General features: G+C 37.8%; 21 protein-coding genes. 12 read left to right on the forward strand and 9 right to left on the reverse strand.

Features of this window, described 5'->3' with window-relative positions; genetic code table 11:
- Window positions 1-308: 308 nt before the first annotated feature.
- Window positions 309-1928 carry a diflavin oxidoreductase gene (locus JIV24_RS11550; protein ID WP_200465199.1) on the forward strand — a complete coding sequence of 540 codons (1620 nt, stop codon included), beginning with the start codon at window positions 309-311 and terminating at the stop codon, window positions 1926-1928.
- A gap of 62 nt (window positions 1929-1990) precedes the next feature.
- Here the strand turns inward: JIV24_RS11550 and JIV24_RS11555 are convergent, their stop codons facing one another.
- Window positions 1991-3229: a KamA family radical SAM protein gene (locus JIV24_RS11555; RefSeq protein ID WP_234445805.1), complete on the reverse strand. Its 1239-nt coding sequence runs from the start codon at window positions 3227-3229 to the stop codon at window positions 1991-1993.
- A 200-nt stretch (window positions 3230-3429) separates the two neighbouring features.
- On the reverse strand, window positions 3430-5202 hold the full coding sequence (locus JIV24_RS11560; protein WP_200465201.1) for a HAMP domain-containing methyl-accepting chemotaxis protein: 1773 nt from the start codon (window positions 5200-5202) through the stop codon (window positions 3430-3432).
- A 125-nt stretch (window positions 5203-5327) separates the two neighbouring features.
- On the opposite strand from JIV24_RS11560, the gene JIV24_RS11565 reads away from it, so the two are divergent.
- Window positions 5328-6335, forward strand: coding sequence for a substrate-binding domain-containing protein (locus JIV24_RS11565; protein WP_234445806.1), 1008 nt, complete (start codon window positions 5328-5330; stop codon window positions 6333-6335).
- A 6-nt stretch (window positions 6336-6341) separates the two neighbouring features.
- Here the strand turns inward: JIV24_RS11565 and JIV24_RS11570 are convergent, their stop codons facing one another.
- The 5 genes from JIV24_RS11570 to JIV24_RS11590 form a co-directional block, all read right to left on the reverse strand.
- Window positions 6342-7301: a carbohydrate kinase family protein gene (locus tag JIV24_RS11570; RefSeq protein WP_200465202.1), complete on the reverse strand. Its 960-nt coding sequence runs from the start codon at window positions 7299-7301 to the stop codon at window positions 6342-6344.
- 72 nt (window positions 7302-7373) lie between these two features.
- Window positions 7374-7916: a hydrolase gene (locus JIV24_RS11575; protein ID WP_200465203.1), complete on the reverse strand. Its 543-nt coding sequence runs from the start codon at window positions 7914-7916 to the stop codon at window positions 7374-7376.
- Window position 7917: 1 nt separating this feature from the next.
- A complete protein-coding gene (locus JIV24_RS11580) occupies window positions 7918-9435 on the reverse strand; it encodes a phosphohexomutase domain-containing protein (protein WP_200465204.1) in 1518 nt (505 codons plus the stop codon).
- Window positions 9436-9437: 2 nt separating this feature from the next.
- Complete coding sequence (locus JIV24_RS11585) at window positions 9438-10052, reverse strand: SIS domain-containing protein (protein WP_200465205.1); 615 nt, start codon at window positions 10050-10052, stop codon at window positions 9438-9440.
- A gap of 87 nt (window positions 10053-10139) precedes the next feature.
- Window positions 10140-11075 (reverse strand): tRNA-dihydrouridine synthase family protein, encoded by a 936-nt coding sequence (locus JIV24_RS11590; protein ID WP_200465206.1) that lies wholly within the window; start codon window positions 11073-11075, stop codon window positions 10140-10142.
- 440 nt (window positions 11076-11515) lie between these two features.
- Between JIV24_RS11590 and agaR the strand changes: the two genes are divergently transcribed.
- The 6 genes from agaR (at window position 11516) to JIV24_RS11620 (ending at window position 16384) form a co-directional block, all read left to right on the forward strand.
- On the forward strand, window positions 11516-12298 hold the full coding sequence (gene agaR, locus JIV24_RS11595; RefSeq protein ID WP_200465207.1) for a transcriptional repressor AgaR: 783 nt from the start codon (window positions 11516-11518) through the stop codon (window positions 12296-12298).
- 130 nt (window positions 12299-12428) lie between these two features.
- Window positions 12429-13205 carry a peroxide stress protein YaaA gene (gene yaaA / locus JIV24_RS11600; protein WP_200465208.1) on the forward strand — a complete coding sequence of 259 codons (777 nt, stop codon included), beginning with the start codon at window positions 12429-12431 and terminating at the stop codon, window positions 13203-13205.
- Between the two features lie 99 nt (window positions 13206-13304).
- Entirely contained in the window at window positions 13305-14018 is a 714-nt protein-coding gene (locus tag JIV24_RS11605; RefSeq protein ID WP_200465209.1) for a hypothetical protein, read from the forward strand.
- A gap of 156 nt (window positions 14019-14174) precedes the next feature.
- The gene (locus tag JIV24_RS11610) at window positions 14175-14930 is read left to right on the forward strand and encodes a 5'-nucleotidase C-terminal domain-containing protein (protein WP_200465210.1); all 756 of its coding nucleotides are present in this window, start codon (window positions 14175-14177) and stop codon (window positions 14928-14930) included.
- Window positions 14920-15834: a bifunctional metallophosphatase/5'-nucleotidase gene (locus JIV24_RS11615; RefSeq protein WP_200465211.1), complete on the forward strand. Its 915-nt coding sequence runs from the start codon at window positions 14920-14922 to the stop codon at window positions 15832-15834. Before JIV24_RS11610 ends, JIV24_RS11615 begins: the two co-directional genes overlap by 11 nt.
- Complete coding sequence (locus tag JIV24_RS11620) at window positions 15827-16384, forward strand: hypothetical protein (RefSeq protein WP_200465212.1); 558 nt, start codon at window positions 15827-15829, stop codon at window positions 16382-16384. The genes JIV24_RS11615 and JIV24_RS11620 overlap by 8 nt, the downstream gene beginning before the upstream one ends.
- Before the next feature lie 49 nt (window positions 16385-16433).
- On the opposite strand, the gene JIV24_RS11625 is transcribed toward JIV24_RS11620, so the two are convergent.
- Entirely contained in the window at window positions 16434-16898 is a 465-nt protein-coding gene (locus JIV24_RS11625; protein WP_143304083.1) for an Lrp/AsnC ligand binding domain-containing protein, read from the reverse strand.
- 237 nt (window positions 16899-17135) lie between these two features.
- A complete protein-coding gene (locus JIV24_RS11630) occupies window positions 17136-18431 on the reverse strand; it encodes a mechanosensitive ion channel family protein (RefSeq protein WP_200465213.1) in 1296 nt (431 codons plus the stop codon).
- A 146-nt stretch (window positions 18432-18577) separates the two neighbouring features.
- Between JIV24_RS11630 and JIV24_RS11635 the strand changes: the two genes are divergently transcribed.
- The 4 genes from JIV24_RS11635 to JIV24_RS11650 all read left to right on the forward strand — a co-directional run bounded on the left by JIV24_RS11635 (window position 18578) and on the right by JIV24_RS11650 (window position 24250).
- Window positions 18578-19858, forward strand: a complete 1281-nt coding sequence (locus tag JIV24_RS11635; protein ID WP_200465214.1) for a M64 family metallopeptidase — start codon at window positions 18578-18580, stop codon at window positions 19856-19858.
- A gap of 9 nt (window positions 19859-19867) precedes the next feature.
- Complete coding sequence (gene mgrA, locus JIV24_RS11640; protein ID WP_200465215.1) at window positions 19868-20869, forward strand: L-glyceraldehyde 3-phosphate reductase; 1002 nt, start codon at window positions 19868-19870, stop codon at window positions 20867-20869.
- A gap of 191 nt (window positions 20870-21060) precedes the next feature.
- Window positions 21061-22932, forward strand: a complete 1872-nt coding sequence (locus JIV24_RS11645) for a hypothetical protein (protein ID WP_200465216.1) — start codon at window positions 21061-21063, stop codon at window positions 22930-22932.
- 199 nt (window positions 22933-23131) lie between these two features.
- Window positions 23132-24250: a sensor histidine kinase gene (locus JIV24_RS11650; RefSeq protein ID WP_200465217.1), complete on the forward strand. Its 1119-nt coding sequence runs from the start codon at window positions 23132-23134 to the stop codon at window positions 24248-24250.
- Window positions 24251-24271 lie beyond the last annotated feature (21 nt).

The raw sequence follows: 24271 nt of genomic DNA on the forward strand, positions 1-24271 counted from the left end.
GTTTTACTGGACTTGATGCTGGTTTTAGGGGTGTTGGTGAAATTGTGAAATTGCCCAGGTGTTACCTCGCCTCTCGGTACTATTAAAAAGCAGTTACAATAGTAGCTGCTTTTTTTTGTGTTCAAATATTTAAACAAATGTGGCAGTATGATTTAAACTACCTGCGAAACTCTCTGATTTTAGCATTGAATGATTCTGTGGTGGCATTCGTACTTCTTCCATTGGAAATGAATTTTTAGGATTTAATACTCATTATTTGACTGAACAATTCCTCATTTCAAACCTTTTCTTGTCAAAAAGAATTACCAATGAGTCAATATAAAGATACACTGCACATCGTTTATGGCAGCCGCACCGGCAATGCCAAATCTGTTGCAGTTCTGGCCGATAAATATGCTAAAAGTCTAGGTTATCAGTCGACATTAGTGGCTATGCCTGATATGGATTATCAGGAATTGGCAAAAATCGAAAATTTAGTGGTTATTGTTAGCACACATGGAGAGGGTGAGCCGCCTGTGCAGGCAGAAGGGTTTTACGATTTCTTGCATAGTGAGAGTATTAATTCAGTCAAAGCAAAATATGCCGTTTTAGGATTAGGCGATAGTAGTTATCGCTATTATTGCCAGACTGGTGAAGATATATCACAGCGTTTGGGTGAGCTTGGAGGTGAAATAATGCTGCCTCTGGTTAAATGTGATATTGATTTTGAAGAAACCGCCAAGCAATGGGTATTGGACGTATTTGAAGCTTTTAAACCTGTTCTGCCAGTGCTTCATAAGCCCATGAAAGATGGCTTTACTTTTGATTTAAAACTCGATGGTGATACGCATTCGGCATACAAAGCGGAGTTGCTCGAAAAAAGACTACTAACAAGTTCTGATAGTACTAAAAAAGTACTGCATGTTAGTTTGTCGCTCAAGAATTCAGGGATGGATTATTTGCCTGGTGATGCCATCGGTGTTTACGGTACCAATTCGCGTATGTACGTCGATGAGTTATTGCTTGCTCTCAATGTTGATAAAGCCTACCCGATTAAGGATAAAGAAACAACGCGCTTATTAAAAGATGTGCTGATTCATGATTATGAGTTGACATTAATTACACCTTTAGTGGTTCAGAAATATGCTGATATTTCACAAAACCAAGCATTAAATCAACTACTTGATGATACTCAGAAGTTGGAGAAATATGCGGCAGAAAAGGATGTGTTGGATTTGGTGATGGATTATCCGGGAGTTTATTCGGTAGAAGAATTTCTTGGCGTATTACGTAAGCTAAGTCAGCGATTGTATTCTGTGGCATCCAGCAAGAGTCAGGTAGGTGAACAGGCCGATATTACGGTTAAAGTTATTGAAAATGCCGATGATAAAAGAACAAGAAATGGGGTGTGCTCATCTTTTTTATGGCATCGCCTTGATGTGGGAGATATGGTGCCGGTTACGCTCGAAAGTATTTCTAAATTCAGATTACCAGAAGATGATAATGTACCCATTGTGATGATTGGTGCAGGTACTGGTGTAGCGCCTTTTCGGGGGTTTCTGCAAGAGCGTTTCGCCAGAGACGCAAGAGGAAAAAACTGGCTTATGTTTGGTGAGCGAAATAGTCAATCAGACTTTTTATACAAAGATGATTTAACAGATTTGCAGAATAAAGGAATGCTTCATGAGTTAAATACTGCTTTTTCGCGCGATCAAAACGAGAAAATATATGTCAGCCATATTATTGAAGAAAGAGCAGCTAACTTGCTGGATTGGATTGAAAATGGTGCTGTCGTTTACGTGTGTGGAAGCAAAGATAAACTGGCTGCTTCAGTACGAAATAGTTTTGTAAAAATTCTTAGCAATCATCATGGCATCAATTCTGATGAGGCAAAAAGACGATTAGAGCAGTTGAAGGCCAATAAACAATTTCAGGAAGAAGTATATTAATCACTTCTTCCCGTTTAATTTACTAGCCTGAGTTTCATATTTTAACTTAACTCAGGCTTTTGTTATATAGTTTGCTTTAAGAATGATGATTCAACCGGCTTAAGTTGATCAATCCATGTCGCATTTTCATCGTAATGGGTTAAAAATGGTTTGTACGATAGTTTATAATCACGATGACGGATGTATTGAATTTGAAAATACTTCTCGCCATTTAGTGGATTTTCGATGATGCCCATAATTTGTGCTTTACCTTTGGCTGCCGACATGGATGGTCCGGTTACTGTTTTAGCCAGGCTTGAGGTTACCCGAATAGCATCACTATATATTTTGTAAGCTTTAGCCAGTGGAACCTGGAAATACTCAAACGGACCGGTTTCGCGCTCAACAAACATATAGTACGGAATCATCCCCATATTTACTTGCTGGTCCCACATTTTGGCCCATACTTCAGATGATGCATTGATGTTATTAAGCAATGGTGATTGCGTTCTTATTTCTGCACCCGTTGCTCTTATATTTTCAATGGCTTCGGCCACGGCACTGTTCGACATTTCCTGATAATGGTTAAAATGTGCCATAATAGACAGGTGAATGCCTTTGTCAACAATGCGTTTAAATAAATCCAGCATCTCCTGTGCTTCCTCGTTGTATTGTGGTAAAAACACAAAGGGCCACCAGGTCAGTGATTTTGTTCCGAAACGTATGGTTTTTAGATTCTTAATGTCTGCCTTAAAAATGGTGTCGATGTATTTACTTATCGTACGCGGACTCATAATCATTGGGTCGCCACCTGTAAATAATAACTCGTGCAGATGCTCATGCTGTTTAAAGTAATCACATACCTGACCTATTTCTTTCATCGAAAACTGTAGGTCGAGATCTTTAACGAATTGTGGCCAGCGGAAGCAAAAGGTGCAGTTGGCATGGCAGGTTTGTCCCTGAGTTGGAAAGAACAAAGCGATATCGCGATATTTGTGTTGCACACCTGGTAAAGGTTGTCCGTTTAGAGTAGGGATATTAGATTGTTGTTGTGCCGGGTGCGGGTTTAAACTCATACGGATGCTGTTGGCAATTCTGGTGATTTCTTCTTGTGACTTGCCACTTTCAACCGCCCATTTAATTTTCTCGTAGTCATCTTGCCTGAGCATGTGACGATTGGGGAAGGTAAGTATGTAACAAGGATCGGTTTCGTAATTAGCCCAATCAATCAAGTAATCCACCACATAATTATTGGCTTTAAAAGGCAAAACCTTCGATACAATTTCTATTTCCTGCTTCACCGTTTCAGGTAGCATTTTCATGTATTCGATTTGCCTAAAATTTTTAACGTTATAACTTATAATCTTCATATAATATGCAAGTAAATGGTCCTTAATTATACCAACACGGTCGGGCATAAAATGTTTGATTTTTACTCAACTAAGGCTTGATGATTTATGACACAAAAAAAAGCTACTTCGAATTCAAAGTAGCTTTTAGATGATTATGTATCTGAGTTTGTTTATTTGTCGCTGTCGGCATCAAAAACCTGGATGGCTTCTTCTAGCTGATGGGATAGCTGTTCAAGTGTTCGGGCGGCATTATTAATGTCGTCGGCGCCTGCTGCATTACGCTGCGTGATTTGATTCAATTGCTGCAGGGCACTGTTTATTTGCTCAACGCCACTTAGCTGCTCTAGCGATGCTGTCGATATTTCTTTTACTAATGTGGCAGTCTTTTCAATTTCTGGCGTTATTGTATCTAGTTTCTGACGAGCTACACGCGATGATTCACGTGTGTCTTCAGAGGCCGATGTTATCTCGTTGGCTGCCTGTTGGCTTCGTTCAGCTAGTTTGCGTACTTCAGCTGCTACCACAGCAAAGCCTCGTCCTTCTTGGCCGGCACGAGCCGCTTCAACAGCTGCGTTAAGTGATAATATGTTGGTTTGCATAGCAATATCACTTATTACATTTATCTTCTCCGAAATTTCTTCGATGTACTCACTGGCTATTTTTGAGGCTTCGTTGCTATCGGTAATGCCTTTAGAGGCTTCGCTGGCGATACGTTCAGTGGCTCTTGAATTATCGGTGTTCTGCTGAATGTTGGCAAACATCTCTTCCATTGATGACGACACTTCTTCGGCTGATGAAGCTTGTTGTGTGGCACCATCTGAAAGTTCATTGGCGCCATTTGAGAGTTGCGTGCTTGCAGCCACAATCTGCTTGGCACTATCGCTCACCTCAACCACCATGTTTTTTAAATTAACCACCATCGAGTTTAAGGCATCTGCCAGCTGGCCTACTTCATCTTTTCTGTCAGAGATAAATTCCACAGATAAATCGCCATTGGCCAATCGCTGAGCTTGTGCTATGCTTTGTTCAACAGGTCTGGCGATGGCTTTAGATAAAAAGAACACCAGGCTAAACCAAAGTATTAGAACAATTATTAAGGCATATATTAAAATTTGATGTTGTAGTGAGTTGATTTGTTCGCTATCATCGCCCATTTTCATCATCATATCCAAACCAACATCTGCTGTTGCTCCAACTTCCCACATTATACTCTTAGCTAATTCAAATTGCTTTAGTTCTTCTGTTTTAAGCTGTCGTAAGGTACTTAAATAGTCGTTCATCGAACTTAATGCTGAATAGATTAACTCATCCTCACTTTGATTATAGCTTTTGCTTTCGATTTGACTTTTTACGCTATTGAAATTGTCGATTGTTGATCCTATATCTGAATAATCTTGTATAGACTCTTTATTGTAAATTTCTAATATTATACCTGATAATTGCTGATGTGCCTGCCTGGCGTTGTAGGTGCCAAGTTCCTTCAGCTCATTCGTTAATTCAAGAAATGTTGTCTTGTGTTGAGTCGATTTAAGGAATAGTGTATAATACGATGAGGTCGTTTCGCGATACAGTTTTACTTGCTCGATTAACAATGGCATGTCAACACCGGCCGAAGTCATTATTGTCAAGTCGTTGTTTAAAACGCTTTGAAGTTCGTTTAATGCCGTTGCTGTTTTCTCAAAGCTTTTCTCAGCCCTATTTTTATAGTAAGAGTTTCCTGTAAAGTCATATGAGCGGGCAAACTCACGTGTTTCGTGCCAGTAACGATCTAGCTTTCCAGCTTCTCGTACAATAGGGATGTAGGTTTGTGTTAGCTCTTTGATGCCTTTGTTAACTTTCTGGAGGTTAACTAAAATGACGATTCCTAGCACGATGACGACCGCCATAATAAGGGCGAATCCACTCCCTATTTTGGAGCGAATTTTAAGATCTTTCCACTTCATACTTGTTGGTTGTTTTGTTGCAAATACTTTCCGAAAGTTGTGAAAAAAATCATGTTTTGAAAACAATATTGTGATAAAATGTTACTTTTAGGGCCCCAAACCTGTGATTTAAAATCAATATAAATATGCGCAATATCAATTTGATTGTATTCATGTGCCTGATTGTCATTATTAATGCATGTCAGTCAGACAAAGCTGTAAAACTGGGCTTTATCTATTCAACGCCTAATACAGAGCGATATGTTAAAGAAGCTAACTTCTTTAGAGCATATGCGGAGAAACATGGTGCAACCGTTTATCTTGAACATGGTAATGGTGATGAAGCTATTCAATATCAAAAAGCCCTTGAGTTGTTTGACAAAGGTATTGATGGCTTGGCTATTATTGCGGTAAATGCCAATACAGCTGCTGCTATTGTTAGAGAAGGGCAGGGGCGAGGTGTTAAGGTGATGGCCTATAATCGCTTGATAAAAAACTGTGACCTGGATTTTTTCGTGTCGGGTGATAATAACGCTTTAGGAAAAATGATGGTTGATGAAATCATTAAAGTTAAGCCACGGGGCAATGCGATTATACTAGGTGGTGATAAATACGACCGTAATGCAGTGGAGTTAGCAGCATCGATTAATAAGCATTTAAAGCCGCATATCGAATCGGGCAATATTGACGTGCTGTATGAAACGTTTGTAGAAGAGTGGAGTGATGTGAATGCAGCTTATGAGTTAGAGCAGTTTATTTCATTATCAGGTCAGGTGCCTGATATTATATTTGCCGGTTTTGATGGCATGTCAGGCGGTTGCATAAGGGTGCTTGGGGAGCGCAATGAGGAAAAAGTAGTTTATATCAGCGGGCAAGATGCCACAGTTGAAGGTGTTAAAAATATCGTAGCCGGCAAACAGCAGATGACGGCTTTTCACCCATTAAAAGATACTGGTAGTAAAGCAGCTGAAATAATGCTGCAGTTGGTTGCTAATGAGAAGAAAGCCGAAAAAATGGCCAACTCATATACCAATAACGGACAAATAGATGTGCCTACCGTAAAGGTGCCATCTATTGCTGTAACTAAAAGTAATGTCAAAAAAGTACTTGTTGATGATGCTAAGTTTTACACCTACGAAGAAATTTACAACTAGGCTTTTTTAATTACTTGAAGCGATTCTTTGTTCAACATTGCGGGCGAAGTTTCTTTTAAATTGTACATCTACATAATTATCGATGCGCATGCATACTTCCGATGAAAACTCAATGCCATACGAAGCAATGCTGACCCAATCTTTAGCGGTAATGGTAAGCTCGTTATTCTCTTTGTTGATCTTGTAATCTAGTAGTGCTTTAATAATACCGGCATTAAAATTATCACCTGCACCAATGGTGCTAACAGGATTGATAATAGGTACCTGAAAATGATGATGGTATGATGTGCCAAAAGCATAAACACCATTGGAACCAGCTGTTATAATCAGATTGTTACAATGAGCAGCCACTCGGGCATATACTTCTGTGGGATTTGATAGGCCGTAGATGTTTTCAAAATCTTCGTCGCTCCCTCTCACTATATCTGCTATCTGGAAATTTTCTTCAATTATCGGAATAAGTTTCTCTCTGTTTTTAAGATGGTGTTTTCTGAAGTTAGGGTCGTAAATGATTAACGCACCATTGCTTTTAGCCACTCGTAAATAATCCATTAGTCTTGGGCGTATGGCTGGGTTAAGCCCAAAGTAAGAGCCAAAAATGATGATGTCGTTATCAGTAAAATCAGGAATATTGCCTACGAGTCTTTGTTTAGGATATTCTTTAAAGAATTCGTATTCGGCATCATTATTCTCATTCAGATAGGCGAGTGCCAAGGCCGACTTCCCTTCGGTAAAACGACATACGTACTCAGTGTTAAGCTGGTTGTCACTCAGAAATTGCATGATGTTCTCACCAACTTTGTCTCGTCCTATTTCGGTAATGAAGTTAACTGGTACGTCTACTCTTGCTAATGATACCAATGTGTTTAAAGCGCTACCGCCTGCTTTGGCAGCAATTGGTTGATGATTCTTAAAAATGATGTCCAAAACGGTTTCTCCTATCCCAAAAACTCTTCTCTTGCTCACGTTACGTTTTTTAAAATATCCCAATAAAAAAGCCACCTCTTTAAAGGTGGCTCGCAAAATATGTATTTTCAGTTACTTAACCAATTTACTGATGGTTTTAAATGCATCAGAACCTGCAATACGACATAGTTCAAATAAGATAGATTCGTAGCTACTCACGATAACTCCTTCATGGCGTAGTCGCTCAAGCGCAATGCGTTTGTTTTCAGTAGTACGTGAACTTACACAATCTTCAACTATAACAGGTGTGAAACCTCTTTCTCGTAGGTCAATAGCTGTTTGTAGCATGCAGATGTGTGTTTCCATACCTGCCAGAATTACAGTGCGTTTTGTGCTTGTTTCGAGTGCTTCCATGAATTTTGGATCGTCGCAGCAGCTAAACGCCATTTTCTCAAAATGAGGGTCTTCTTTTACAAATGTTTCAATTCCTTCAATGGTATCGCCCAAGCCTTTTTTATATTGCTCAGTTACTAAAAAAGGAACCTCCAAGGCTTTAAGTCCCTGAACCAATATTTTTGTGTTGTTCTCTAACTGCTCATGCTCATTAATATGAGGGAATAATCTCTCCTGAATGTCAACAACAACGCCAATTACATTCTCTTTTAATAGTCTCATCTTATCTGTTAATTAATGATTTTAAGTCTAGTTCATTAAAATTCTCAAAAAAGCTTACCAACTCTTTGGCAATGACTTCAACACCACCTTGGTTATCTGACTCAATATTTAAGGGGATAACGGGGTCATGCAGCGACAAACGCAATAAAAACCATCCTTTGGTTCCGTTGCTATTGATGCTTACGCGCACGCCTTCATAATTATTTGGCACCAATTCCCAACCTGTTTTTGAAGCAGCCAAATGACCCAATTCACTGATCACCTTCTCGCCATATGACTTAAAGTCTTCAGCATTTATATTGATTCGAAATTCTTTACTTTCGGCAGGAACAGGTAGTTGGCTGATTAAAGAAGTAAGCGATTTACCTTCTTTTTTTAATTGTGCCATTTTGATAACACATTTCGTTACCAGATAAGCACCATCATCTAAAAAGTAATTTTCTTTTAATGCTGCGTGGCCTGATGTTTCAATTGCTAACCACGATTCTTCGCCTGTTTCGTTTAGTCGAATGGCTTCGTTTATCACATTTTTATAGCCCCGCTTAAAACGATGATGCTGACCTTTTAGTACATCAGTAATAAACCAGCCAAGGCCATCTGAAGTAATAGAATCAGTTACCACTGTTGAGCCCGGATGCTCTTCATTAACAATAGCTGCCGAAAGGGCTACCAATTCGTTACGGTTAATCGGGTTGCCATTTTCGTCAACAATTGCTGCCCGATCCACATCTGTATCGAAGATGATACCTAAGTCTGTATTGTTGTTTTTTACAGCATCGCAAATCGATTTCATGGCAATGGCATCCTCCGGGTTAGGCACATGATTGGGGAAGCGTCCATCTGGTTCTAAAAACTGACTACTACTCACATCAGCACCTAATACTTCCAATACTTTACTGGCATAAAAACCACCGGCACCATTTCCGGCATCAACAGTCATCTTAAAGCCACTTAATGGTTGTTCGTAGTTACTTATTGAGTTAACTTCTTTTCTGATTTTGTCAACCAGTAAATTTGAATAGACGCTTATAAAATCAATTTGCTCAACAGAGCCGCCATCTTTTTGAGTTGGCTCAGTCAGAGTTTCAGCTATGGCAAGAATTTCTGTAATGTCCTTTTTTTCTAATCCGCCTTCAGGTGTAAAGAATTTTAAACCATTGCGGTTAAAAGGCAAGTGACTGGCTGTTAGCATAACGCCACCATGGGCCTTATAGGGGGGCGTAATGGTTGTCATAAACATGGCTGGAGTTGAAGCCATACCACAATCCAAAACTTCAGCACCGCTATCGGCCAAAGAATTAATAAAAGCGGTTTTTAATTCCGGACCTGATAAGCGAGAATCCATTCCAACAGCAACTTTAATACGGCCAGAATTTCGCTTTTCTAACCATTGGTAGAAAGCTGCCCCTAAAGTGGCAACAATGATTGCATCAAGGTTAACTTCCTGACCGGCAATGCCTGTTAACGCTACACCTCGTATGTCAGAGCCGTTTTGTAGTTTCTTCCAGTTGAAATCCATACTTATTTGTTTTGTTTGGCTGCTTCACGTGATTTATGCCCCAAATACCCACCGTGGTGACGTTTGGCATAATCTGCATTCGTAAAGTTTATCATTTTCATGAGTAAGACTACTAATACATCTCCAATCACAGTCATGGTGGTAGTTGATGTAGTAGGTGTTAAACCTAGAGTACATACTTCTTTAGGATTGCCGGTATTGATGCAGACATTAGCTTCCTGAGCTAAAACAGACTCTGTGTTGCTGGTTATAACCACAATAGGGATATTTGGACGAAGTCCGCGGGCTAAGTCAATTAACTCAATAATTTCGCGTGTTTTGCCAGAGTTTGAAATCATCAATAACACATCGTTTTCTTGTACCACACCTAAATCGCCATGTTGCGCTTCGCTTGGGTGTAGGAAGCATGATGGTGTGCCGGTGGAACTAAATGTTGTTGCCATATTAATGGCAATTTGTCCGGCTTTCCCCATGCCCGATGTAATTAGTTTTCCACCTTTTTGATGTACAAACTCATGTATCAGCTCTGCAGCTTTAATAAAATCATCTGTTGCAGGGATGTTTTTTACAGCTTGAGCCTCATGTTCTAATATGCTTTTTACGTCTTCTAAAACCATGGTTTTAATTTTTAGGCTACAAATGTACCATTTTAATTAGGAAAATATTTTGAGCTTTATCATTGAAATTGGACTGTTCCTGATATCTTAATTGGGATATATGTTCTGGAGTTGAAGCAGCCACTGTTGATATGTATCTGGTTTATTATGCTTCTTGAGTTTTCTTAGCAGGCGTTTCAGCTCTTGATTTACCTGTAATGGATAGTGCCAAAAACTCATTAGGTGATTGAAGGCCTGGTTCCAATCTTTGAAATGAGTGGTGATAAGGTTGAAAAAATGATGGTGCAAAGAAAATATGGATGGAAAAGTTTCTTTCTTATCTTCAATCAGTAGGTGTAAGTGGGGTTGGGTAAGCAGGCCTCGCCCAAGCATTATTGTATCAATGTTCTGTAGTTGCTTTATTGCTTCAGCATCATTTGGTGAATTGATATCACCATTAGCAATGATAGTATGTTGACTGAAGCTGCAAAGGTGTTGAAATTCACCCCAATTAACGTCACCACTGTATTTCTGAGTAACCAGCCGTGGATGAATGATCAGCTCTTCGATTGGAAATTGATTAAGTAATTGCACTACATCGCGGCCTTGGTCTATTGAGCTTGTGCCCAATCGCATCTTCACCGACAGTTTTATATCTGTGGTTTTTGCATAAAAATCATTCAGCAGTTGTGTAATAAGCTCTGGGTGCTGCAGTAGTCCACCGCCTTTATTCCGCTTTACCAACATTGGGAATGGACACCCCATGTTTAGGTTAATTTCATGATAACCCAGTTGCTTAACTATCGTTGCAAAATTAACAATGCTATCGCCACTGTTGGTTGCAATTTGGGGTATTATGTTTAAGTCTTCATTTATGGCTGTAGATAGTTCAGGGTGTGCTTTTAAAGTGCAAAGCTCCACATCTGCATCTTCAAAGAATGGTGTAAAATATTTATTCATACAACCGTAGGTAAGCGCATGTGCTTTCCTGTAAAAAGAAGTGGTGTAGCTTTGTAAAGGCGCCATATATTGCTTCATAGCCATTTTAATATCGAGTTTTTAGAGCCTGATAGTTCTTGGCATTATGAAAATTGATTAAATCAACTACATAATTAGGTTGCTCAAGTACATTGAATCTTTCTTTTACTTCTGTGCTAAAAGGGATTGTGCCGTTCTTCATACTTTACGCTTCACTTCAATGAAAAGACAAATTAAACAAATCTTAATGGAAGCTTTGATTGTTTAAAGAAAGATATGGTAATGCAAGTTGCGTATCCTTTGTAATAAAGGGCTTGGACTTACGAAGATATATCAAAAAAAGCGTTAAAAAAGTTCTGACCCTTATTTTTATGACTTGCTTAATAATGAATAGTAACTAAATTGCTTTCATATGCTTGCTCAATAATATTTTTGCTTATTTTGTAGAAATAATTGTTAAGAATTAAGAAGTCAAACACTAACTCTAGATAAGTAAAGAACGTAAAATGAATAATTTCGATCCGACAACAACAGTTGGCCGTCGTGGCTTAATACTCAAATTATTAGACGAGAAAGGTCAGGTTAATGTTCATGAGTTAAGTGAGCAGTTTAAAGTAAGTGAAGTGACCATTCGAAATGATCTGACTCAATTGGAGCATAAGAATTTGTTGATCAGAGCTCGTGGGGGTGCTATTAAAACAGATAAGGTTACGCTCGACATGAAGCTTTCGGATAAGAAAGTAAAAAATGCAAGAGAGAAAGAGGCGATTGGCAGACGGGCATCACGACTAATCGAAGAAGGTGATACAATTGTTTTGGATAGCGGAACAACAACTAAGGAAGTATCAAACCATTTGGGCAAGTTTAAAAGTTTGACGGTGATTACAAATGCGTTGAATATAGCTGGTCCCTTGGCCGAATTAGAGCAGATCAATGTTATAATGCCGGGTGGTGTTATGCGCAAGAAATCCTTATCACTGGTAGGTTCAATTGCACAAAATAGTTTTAAAAACTTCTTTTGCGATAAGCTGTTTATTGGAGCTGATGGAATTGATGTTAATTTAGGCTTTAGTACGCCACATCTTGAAGAAGCGGCTTTAAACAGGACCATGTTAAAGATGGCCAAAAAGGTGATTTTGGTAATGGATTCGAGCAAGTTTAAAAAGCGTAGCCTAGCTGTTATTGGCCAAATTACCGATGTTGATATTTTAGTAACGGATAGAGGTATTTCAGAAGAGGAGCGAGAGAAGTTACTAAATGCAGGTGTCGAGGTAATTATTACTGAATAACGATTAATTTTATAATAGTAAGAGGACTGCATTTTTGTGGTCCTTTTTTTATGGTAGTGCCTGAACATTGAAAAAAATAAAATGTTTAAGCAATAATAGAACTTGTAAGACTAACAATTAACAGATAAAAATGCACATAATCATATCTCCGGCCAAGTCGCTTGATTTTGAAACGCCGGCACCAAAGACTGAGTTGTCCGATATAAGATTTCCCAAGCAGTCTAAAGCCATAGCTAAAGTGCTTAAAAAGAAAAAAGTTGAAGATTTGATGAAGTTGATGAAAATAAGTTCACAACTGGGGCAACTCAATCATCACCGTTTTCAACTTTGGCATTATCCGTTTTTGTCAGAGGATGTTAAGGCGGCACTTTTTGCTTTTAAAGGCGATGTGTATACTGGTTTAGATGCTTATTCATTAGGTACTGATGATGTAAATTATGCCAACGATAAGCTGCGCATGCTTTCTGGATTATATGGTTTGCTCCGGCCGCTCGACGGCATAATGCCTTACCGCTTGGAGATGGGAACAAAGCTGCCGGTTGGTAAAAACAAGCACCTTTATGAGCTTTGGGGAGATGATATTGTTCAATTGCTTGAGAAGGATATGGACGAACAAAATTCAGAAGTGTTAATCAACCTGGCTTCCAACGAATATTTTAAAGTGATCAAGAAGAAGCAATTTGGCAAACGCATTGTCACACCGGTTTTTAAAGACTGGAAGAATGGAGAATACAAGGTTATTAGCTTCTTTGCCAAGAAGGCAAGAGGTTGGATGACACGTTTTATAATTCAGAACAAAATTGACAACCCAGATGATTTAGTGGCATTTAATGAAGGAGGATATTACTATAAACCTGAATTGTCGAAGGAGGATGAGCTGGTGTTTGTTCGTGACCATGAAGTATAAAATGATGGAAGGTGTTTGATTGCCATTGTTTTTTTTAATAACTTTTTAGATGACAAACTGAATGTAATAACGGAGGTTAAACAATTTAAACACACATCTATGAGTACTAAAAAAATTATTTTACAGCGCTATGGAAACCTCCTAAAACAGGAGTCATTGGTGACCATGCAAGACAAAATTCTTCCGAATACTTTTGTGTTGGAAGCACCTGAGCCATTTCCTGGTTATTTTGGATATTATAGTGATATTCCGTCAGACTCTAAACCATTGTATATTTATCTGGTACTAAAAAAGCTATATACATTAGAAGAGGTTACGCGAGCTACGCAAAATATTAAGCGATACTTTAGTGCTGATTTTAATGCGGCAGCAGGTACTGTTCATCTTTATAATAAAGATTATCATGTAATTAGGGTGCGTCATTTGGATTCCTTTGATCAAATCATTGATTTGCAGGCAGGTTATATCGACGAAGGAATAGAGTTTAAAAAGAAACCTAAGAATCTCGAAGGCCAGGCAATTATTCGATTAAAAAAATTCTTTACACTGGAAGAAATTGAAGAAGGGGTTTATTTTGATTTGGATGAAAAGGATCATGGTTATTTTACTATACCTGATAAGCTAGGGTGGAAGTACTTCGAAGATTTAACAATTAAGGTGAAGCACAATTGGGATTTTAGCAAATTTGATGCCGCCATTGGGCATATTCATCAAGACTTCGGCATAGTTGATATAGTGAGGGTTTATAATCCGAATATTGATCGAGAGTACCTGCTGGGAGTAAGAAAAAAATATCTTGAACGAATTAAATAAAATGAAAATATGAGAGCTGCCTTTGGCGGCTCTTTTTGTATTCAAAAGAGTTTAAAAGTATTGAGTTGAAATATTCATAATAATTTAATCAATCTGTCAAAACCTTTTTGTAATCTTGTGCCTTATATTATAATTAGATTTAATCCATTTTAGCTAATGATTAGAGGTAAAATTCACATAATCAGTGCATGTATCTTGTTGATTTCGATATTGACAGCTTGTCAACATAGCGGATATAAGATCAATAATTCACAGGGAAGTTTTATTAAAACAGACAGCCTGGTCGGTTCTGGTAGATTAATTGAAGCGATAATTAGTCCATATAGGGATAGCCTCAAGTTGGAGATGGGTAAAGTTATCGGTAAAGCCGAGTACGAATTGTCAGGAGGATTTCCTGAAGGGCTATTGTCTAACTTTGTTACCGATTTAGTACCAGTTGAATGTGAGCGAAACGGATTTCAGAAACCTGATATTTGTATCGTGAATGTAAAAGGTTTACGCATACCAATAAGTAAAGGTGATATTACAGTTGAAAATATCTATCAATTAATGCCCTTTGAAAATGAGATTGTTTATCTGACAATGTCAAAAGATCAAGTACTTGAATTATTTGATTTCATGGCTAGCGTTGGTGGTGATGGTATGTCAGGTGCGTCGTTTGGTATTAATGGTGCCAGAGCTGTTGATATACGTGTTCAAAACAAACGTTTAGAGAATCGGAATTATATCATCGCCACATCGGATTACCTGGCAGATGGAGGTGACCATTTTGAGGTATTTCAGACGGCCATTGAACGAAAAAGTACCGGTTTAAAAGTGCGTGATGCCATCATTAAACACATCAAAGAACTGACTGCATCGGGTGATATGATAAGTAGCAAATTGGATAAAAGGATATACTATGCACAGTAGCAGGCGAAAATTTATAAAAAAATCATTAGTTGGCGTTTCTGCTTTGGGGCTAAGTTCATTGTTGAGTAATTGCGTCACTTCTGATTTGAAGTTAACGATATTGCACACCAACGATGTGCACAGTCAAATTGATCCTTTTCCCAAGAATCATTCACGATGGCCCAATCAAGGTGGTTTTGCCCGAAGAGCAGAATTGATTCAACAAATTCGTAAGGAGCAGGAACATGTTTTATTGTTCGATTGTGGTGATATTTTTCAGGGTACCCCTTATTTTAATATCTACAAAGGCAAATTGGAAATAGAACTGATGAACAAGATGGGGTATGATGCGGCTACTTTGGGCAATCATGAATTTGATAATGGTATTGAAGCATTGGCTGAGAACGTATCTCGGGCTGATTTTCCATTTGTTTGCAGTAATTATGATTTATCTGATTCGGTATTAAATGGCTTAACCATCCCTTATAAAATCATTCAAAAAGGACGATTGAAAATAGGTATTATTGGCCTGGGTATTGAATTGGCCGGATTGGTGAATCCGAAATCGTATAAGGAAGCAAAGTATAATGAACCTATGGAGGTCGCTAATGAGTTGGCTTCAAGGTTAAAGGGTGATGATGCATGTGATGCGGTTATTGTTATATCGCACCTGGGTTACAAATACAAAGATGAGAGGGTTTCGGATGTCGTTGTGGCTGAAAATTCAAAGAATATAGATGTCATCTTAGGTGGACATACACATACATTTATGGATGAACCGGATATGGTGCTTAATCAGGATGGTCGAAAGGTAATTGTTAGCCAGGCTGGTTGGGGTGGACTTCAATTAGGGCGTTTGGACCTGAATTTCTCTGTAAATAATGAAAAAACGGTAGCTTTGGTCAATTCAATTTATCATGTCTGATTCATTATTATTAAATACCGAGGGAATTGAACTTTTAAAGGAGCGTTTTCTTCTTGACGAACATTTTCAAAACATTGCATTGCCGCGCTTGCGTTTGATTTCGGCTGTCAAAGAGCAGTTGTCAGGCTTTGAAAATCTTCAGTGGAAAGTTAATTATGCACCTGTTAATCGTTCAGAAAACAGTGTGAGTATATCATTGTCAGATCCACGAAAGAAGTTCAATTTTCACTATGTTATTCCTTTAAGTTTACGTTTAAGTGTTCATTTGTATTTAGGCGACAATACCTTCAATTTTTTTGAAGCCTATCCTGTTCTTTTGAAGAATAATGTCATAAAAGAAGATGACTATAAGGTGAATGCAACCATGAATACACTACCGCATCTAATTGTTAACAAAGGAAGTGATAAATACGAACTGGAACTCTTGCGAAAAGAGAATTTGTTGACTACCGATGTTCATCAATCAAATTTGTACCTTTTATTAAAAAGTGCTTTTGAGAGATTCAACAGTTCTTTGTTCGATATTATTATCGGAACTGTACAGATATAACAAAGGCCCCTTTAAAGGAGCCTTTTATATTTATTTCAACAAATTCAATTTAGTCAATTGGCAATTGTCTTTTAAAGCTTTCGTCTAACGAAATAATTGTTTCAGTAGCCGAGATGCCTGCAATGGCTTGTAGCTTGTCGTGCAATATGCGCTTTAAATGCTCATTGCTTTTGGCATATATCTTAATAAAGATAGCATACTGTCCGGTTGTATAATGACATTCAACAATTTGAGGTACCTCTTCTAGCATCTTTACCACTTTGTCAAATAGGCTTGCTTTTTTAAGGAAAATACCCATAAATGCACAAGTGTGATAACCAATTTTGGCCGGATTGATAATAAACTCAGATCCTTTAATAACACCCATGTTCATTAAGCGCTGAATGCGCTGGTGAATAGCTGCTCCGGAAACTTTACATTCACGAGCAACTTCTAGAAAAGGGATTCTTGCATTTTTTGTGATAAGTGATAAGATTTTCTTATCAAGACTATCGATTTGTAAATTGGTCTCCATACTGTATATGACAAATGTTAGGATTCGTAACTAATTGCGCTTTTTTATTAATAGTTTGCTACGAAAATAAAACATTATAAGTAAATATCCAACGATAATTAACAATCAAACACCTAATTATCGGTGTAATGCTTTTAAATTCAAACCTTACGGAGGTTCTTAAAAATATCTAATTAACAATTGATTACAAAAATATTCTTCTTTTTAAAGTGTGGTGTTAACTTCAATTTATAACCATTATAAAGAGTGATTTCCGTAATTAAGCGAGTTAAAATCATTTCCACTTGGTAATTGATATATTTTTAAATCAAATTCGTTAACAACAGCAAGAATGTGATCGAAAATGTCAGCCTGAATAGATTCGTAATTCTTCCACTCTTGATCTTTGCTAAAAGCATAAATTTCAATGGGCTGCCCTTTTTCAGTTGACTGAAGTTGTCGTACCATAAAGGTCATATTATTGAGTGTCATTGGATGTTCACTCAAGTATTCGTTGAGGTATTTCCTAAACACACCAAGATTTGTTAATCGTCTACCATTGGCTAAGCTTTCTGAAACTGATTGCCCTTCAATGGTAGTGTTATGATTTAATAGTTCATCTTCTTTTTGCGATATGTAATCTTTCAATAATCTGATTTTTTTGAATCGCTCTATCATATCTGCACTACAAAATTTAACGGTTCGCATATCAATATTAACCGAGCGCTTAATGCGACGACCGCCAGATTGTTCCATTCCTTTCCAGTTTATGAACGAATCTTCAACCATTTTATAGGTTGGAATGGTGGTAATGGTTTGATCCCAATTCTGAACTTTTACAGTGTTTAGTGAAATATCGATAACTGTTCCATCGGTTTTATAAGTAGGCATGGTAATCCAATCGCCGGTAGTCACCATTTTATTGGCCGATAATTGTATGCTGGCCACAAAGCCAAGAATGGTATCTTTAAAAACCAAAAGTAGAACCGCTGCTGTTGCTCCTAATCCGGTTAATATCTTCGTAATATCGATATCAAATAATATAGATATAATAACAATTGCTGCTAGTGCCGAAACCGCAATTTGAATAATTTGAATAAGTCCTTTTATAGGACGTTCTTTGGCGTATGAGAAAGTGTTGTATATATCGTTAACCACACCTAAGAGGGCAATGAACGACAAAAGCAGAATAAACACAATGACACTGCTGGTTATTTTTTGCAAATGTCCAACAATGTCAGAATCGGCAAAGGCTTCAAAAATTATGCCCAACATCGAATAGATTATTATCGCTGGTACCAGGTTAGCTAATCGCTTAAATACCTGACGTTCTAATAGAATATCGTCGTATTTCGACTTTGTTTTACGGATAATTTTCTCAATAACTCTGGCAATGTATTTTTTAGTAATGCGATTCGACAGCCAGGCAATTAGCACTGTTATGATAATCCAGAAAGTGGCTAGCAGGTATTTTGTATAACCTTGATCAATTCCTACAGAGTTTAGGTATTCTTGTAAAATCTGACTGATTTTGTTTAACTCAGATATGTCCATTTGACTATTGTTTGATTTAAAAGTGTCATAAAACTACTATTATTGCAAAGAAAAATAAACACACATACATAGAAAAGAAGTAAGTTGGTTTAATTTCATTCGTTCATAAAATAGCACGTTTCTTAGTCTTAAAACAAATTCTTCATATGAGAACAAGTATCATAAGTTTATTGAGTCTTTTGTTGTTGGCATCGTGTATGCAGGCACAAAATGACTTTGAAAAGTTCTTTCAAAATTACTCGATGAGGGTTGATTTGGTATTAGCCGGTAATGAAAATGCGCAATCGGCTTATTTATTGGAATTAAAACAAGAGCCATTTTGGGGTGGTTCACAATCAAAATTGGTTGACAAGTTGGGCTATGGCGAATACCATTTTACCATAACCGATCTGAAAACAGATACACTTATTTACTCTCGTGGCTTCTGTACTTTATTTGAAGAATGGCGAACCACTGAGGAATCAAAATCAGTTAACAAAGCTTTTTTTCAAACAGTGACTTTCCCTTATCCAAAGCAAGAAGTGATTTTTACATTGAATGAGCGCCAGAAAGATGGTGCTTACAACCCCCTTTTAACCACCATTATTAATCCTGATGATACCAATATTCGTAAAGAAAAAGTACCAGAATACGAAGTGTTACAAGTGATAAATAATGGCGAGGCTGTAAATAAGGTTGATTTCACATTTATAGCCGAAGGGTATACGGTCAATGAAATGGATAAGTTTAAAGCCGATGTTAAGAAAATGGCGGATTATATATTATCGATGGAGCCATATAACTCAAATGTTGATAAATTTAATTTTTGGGCTGTTTGCTCTCCGTCAGCGGATAGTGGAACCGATAATCCACGTGAAGAAAAATGGGTAAGCACAGCTGTTAATTCGTCTTTTAATACCTTTTATATTGAACGATACCTTGAGACGTACGATGTGCGCGCTATTAGAGACATAGCTGCCTGTGCGCCATATGATCACATTTGTGTTCTGGTTAATTCTGACAATTACGGAGGCGGAGGTATTTATAACCATTTTTCAATTGGCACAGCCGATCACCCATTCGCCAAAGAGGTGATGCTGCATGAGATTGGACATGGTTTTGCAGGCTTAGCCGATGAATATTATACCTCTGATGTGGCCTACCAAAATTTCTTTGATTTAAATGTAGAACCATGGCAACCAAATGTCACTACTTTGGTTAACTTTGATAGCAAGTGGAAGCACCTTGTTGATGATTCAACGCCTATACCAACACCTGCTGATAAAGAATACGCTGATGTAACAGGTGTTTTTGAAGGCGGAGGTTATGTCGAGAAAGGTGTTTACCGGCCAGCTGTTAATTGTCGTATGAAAACGAATCAGGCCGAAGGATTTTGCCAGGCCTGTCAGGCTGCAATTGTGAAAATGATTGATTTTGTAACCGATTAAATGAGAACTATGAACTACCAAGCTGCAAGTACCAGATACAACAAAATGCAATACAATCGCTGTGGCAGAAGTGGACTTAAACTTTCTGCTATTTCCTTAGGCTTATGGCATAACTTTGGCTCTGAGGACGTATTTAGTAATGCCCGAGATATATTGCTTCATGCATTTGATAATGGCATTACGCACTTTGATTTGGCCAATAACTACGGACCTGTTCCGGGTTCAGCCGAAGAGACGTTCGGAAAGGTGCTTAAGCAGGATATGGCTGCCTATCGCGATGAATTAGTAGTGTCAACCAAAGCCGGTTATTACATGTGGGAAGGGCCATACGGTGAATGGGGCTCAAAAAAATACCTGGTATCGAGTCTTAATCAGAGTTTAAAGAGAATGGGACTGGATTATGTTGATATTTTCTACCATCATCGCCCGGATCCTGATACGCCCTTGGAAGAAACCATGGCAGCATTGGATTTAATTGTGCGTCAGGGAAAGGCATTGTATGTGGGACTATCAAACTATAGTGCGGAGGATACACAAAAAGCCGAATCGATATTGCGTGAGTTAGGCACGCCTTGTTTAATTCATCAGCCACGTTATAACATGTTTGATCGCTGGGTGGAAGATGGATTGTTAGAGGTGTTAGATAAACGAGGAATTGGAGGTATTCCTTTTTCGCCATTGGCCCAGGGTTTGTTGACCGATCGCTACTTAAAAGAAATTCCAAGCGACTCTCGTATGGCCAAAGCTCATTTTTTAAAGGAATCGGCTCTAACGGAGGTGAAACGAAATGCCATTGTAGCCTTAAATGAGATGGCAAGTAAGCGTAATCAGTCATTGGCTCAAATGGCCATTGCCTGGTTATTGAGCAACAAAACAGTGACTTCAGTTTTGGTAGGGGCTTCATCTACTAAACAGCTTGATAATAACCTGGCAGCATTGGATAATCTGAGTTTTACCGATGTTGAGTTAAAAACGATTAATGAAATTTGTGAACCTGTTCTAAAGGCATAAAAACACTTCAAAGGCCTTAAGATAATCGAAACCTTGAGGCCTTATTTCTTCTCCAGAACAAGCCCAATTCACTTCTTCAACAATTCACTACATTTTTCTTACAACTCACTACTTTTCGTTTTTCTTAAGGCTATTCATATTTTAATATTGTATTATCAAATATTGTAGATGAACAACTAAAGAATATACCTATGAGAGCGAAAATTACACACAGATTTAGGGGATTCATGATAGCATCGATGCTTATTGCATTAGGTGTTTCGGTGTCTCAGGAGGCTTTGGCCGACGAAAAGCGCGAACGAAGCAGAAGTCGCGAGCGATCAAGTATGTATGAACAGCGCGATGAATTAAGAAATGATTACCGCGAATTAAGGGCTGATTTACGTGAGAGTCTGGGAGAGATGCGCCGAGATTTGAACGGACGCAGAGAGATTAAAATATCGACCAGTGCGTCGGATTTCCCATTTGATTTAAAATACAAGGGTATTATTGAATTATCTGAGGATAACAAAATGATTACGGGCATTTCGGCCGATGGTTTTGTTGAAATTAATAAGACTGCTTTTGGTAATAACCGCCGATTATTTATTCATGCCGATGACAAGGGTACCATTACCTATGAGTATTTTGTAGGTAAAACAGAAACAGCTTTTAATCCGGAAGGCAAAAAATGGCTGAGTGAGGTGTTGCCTGATATAGTAAAGCGTAGTGATTTAGGTGTTGAGTCGCGTGTGCGTCATTTATATAATAGTAAAGGCTTGAACGCTGTGTTAGATGCTCTTGATGATTTACCTTCTTCATCGTCTTATTCTTATTCGAGTGAATGGAATGTATTTACTATAAAAACATCCTCATATAAATCAGGGAGTTCAGCCTCAAAAAACACCTATTTAAAAACATTGGTATTTGATAATCAGCTAAAAAGCAAGGACATTGTTCCGGTGTTAAATCAAATCGAAGAAGTGCGTTCAAATAGCACAAAGGGCACATTGATTCGTCATATTTTAGAGAATTATAAGTTAAATACAGAGCAGTTATCAGCTGTGCTTGACGCGACTTCAACACATGATTATAATACCGAGAGAGGTTCGACATTGCGCATTTTCAATCAGTTTTATTCAGATGATTTTGCAATACGTAAAGGCTATTTCGATATCATTGAAGACATGGAAATTAATTCTGAAAAAGGCAATGTGCTAAAGCATTTGTTAAAAACGACTAAGCTTTCTAATGATAGTTGGATTAGTATGTTGCAGGCCATTGACGAGTTTTCATCGGAACGCGAAAAAGGAGCCTTGTTACTGTATTTGATAAAATACATGCCCGATAATGAAGTGGTGATGGATGAGTTCAGAGATGTTTTGGATAATATGTCCGATAGCTACTACATTTTAAAGGGTGAAGTTACAACGGCTTTGTTAGATGCTGCTCTTGAATCAGGAAAGAAAAAGAGTGACAAAAGTACCTTATTGAACTATTTAAAAACAGCCAATGGTATTTCGTCAAACAGCCAGCGAGGTATGATTCTTCGCAAAGCCAATCGTTTATTCATTAATGATGAAGAAGTGGTGGATGCATACTTCGAAACATTAAATGGCTTGGATAGTGAAATGGAAATGTACAATGTGATGCTCGACTTGCTAAATACTAACAAACTAGAAGAAGCAGCCATGTATCGATTGTTAAAAACCTTAGATCGTTTGGTGGGCGATTTTCAGCATGGCACAGGCGCTGTTATGCGCGAAGTGGTAGCTCAATTTCCATTGTCGGCTAATAATTACAACCAATTCTTTCGCTTGATTAATCGCATGGATCAAAATAGTACCATTGAAGAATTGTTACGCTATGTAATTGACAGCTCAGCCATGGATGAAGGTATTGCGGCTAAGGTGATTGAATGTACACAACAAATTGATGTGGATGTTGAAAAGGCGACAGTTCTGGTACGTTTAAGTCCACATGTAAACAACAAAAACTCATCAACTGCTTATATATTTAAATCAATGGCCAAAGACTTTGACTCCGAATATGATAAAAACAGAGTGCTAAAAACTTTGAACTAAATTTATATTGACTAAAATGAATTAGAAAAGTCAGCATTCATCTTCTCTTTAGGTGGATGTTTGACTTTTATTTAGTTACTAATGTTCAGTGACAAAGTGATATAAGCAAATGGCATTGGTAAATAAAGATAATATTGTCTTAAATGCATTGACAGATATCTTTTTGAAATCTATATTAATGATATAACTTAGTGTTTCAATGACTGCCAACACCCAATTATATTCATCAAAAAAGCTGGTAACACAAATACTGGTCAGTACTCTATACGGTGTGCTGGCTTTTGTGTATCTGTATTATAGTGAAAACGGAGGATTACCAGTTCTCATAGAAAATATTGATTCCATCTCCTTCTTTACACTAAGTTCCTGGCTAATTTTTGGAATTCTCACACTCACTGCTCGTGGTATCAATATGATTTATCCATGGATTAAAGGGATGCCATCGCGATTTATGATTCAATTTGTACTTAATACCATTGTGGCAACAGTCTTCTTGTGGTTATCCATCAAGTTGCTTATTGCCATTAAGTACGATAATATATCGTTCAACCTCTTTATGGAAGAAAAAGGTGATGTAACCATCAAGTTCTTTATCATCTTCTTGTTAACGAATTTGATTTTTATCCTTGTTGATTTGTACCAGTATTCATTTACAAGTTTTATACAAGCCAATATTGAGAGTGAAAAGATGGTGCGAGAGCGCTTGAAATTACAATATGAGATTCTTAAGAGTCAGCTTAGTCCGCATTATCTGTTTAATACTTTAAATACCATTGCATCTCTCATTCATCGTGATGCGTCGACTACCGAAGGCTTTATTCGGAAGTTTGCACAAACATTTAGCTATATTCTCAATAGCCATCAAAAGGAATTGGTTCCGCTTTCACAGGAAGTAGATTTTATTAATGCCTATTATTATTTGTTGCGCATTCGGTTTGAAAAAGCTCTGGAGCTTGATATACAGCTCGATAAAAATGGCATTAAGAGTTATATTCCACCAATGACACTGCAATTGTTGGTTGAGAATGCCGTCAAACACAATCAGTTTTCAGAAGATAAGCCTCTGAAAATATGCATACGTTCAAATGGTGATGGTCGGATTGAAGTACGAAATAATTTTGAACGGAAGCCTGGATTCATAGAGGTAGATAATCAATTGGTTAAGAAGCCAGAGCCGCACGTGTCGCATAAAATCGGATTGGAAAATATTAAAAAGCGCTATGCGTATTTTACCAAGCATGAGGTTGAGATAAGCAAAAATGAAAACTTTGTTGTTCTTCTCCCATTGTTATTAAAGCACAAAATTATCAGGTATTAAAGCCTGATGTATTTAGTTGAT

Source organism: Carboxylicivirga marina (assembly GCF_016612505.1).
Taxonomy (GTDB): domain Bacteria; phylum Bacteroidota; class Bacteroidia; order Bacteroidales; family Marinilabiliaceae; genus Carboxylicivirga; species Carboxylicivirga marina.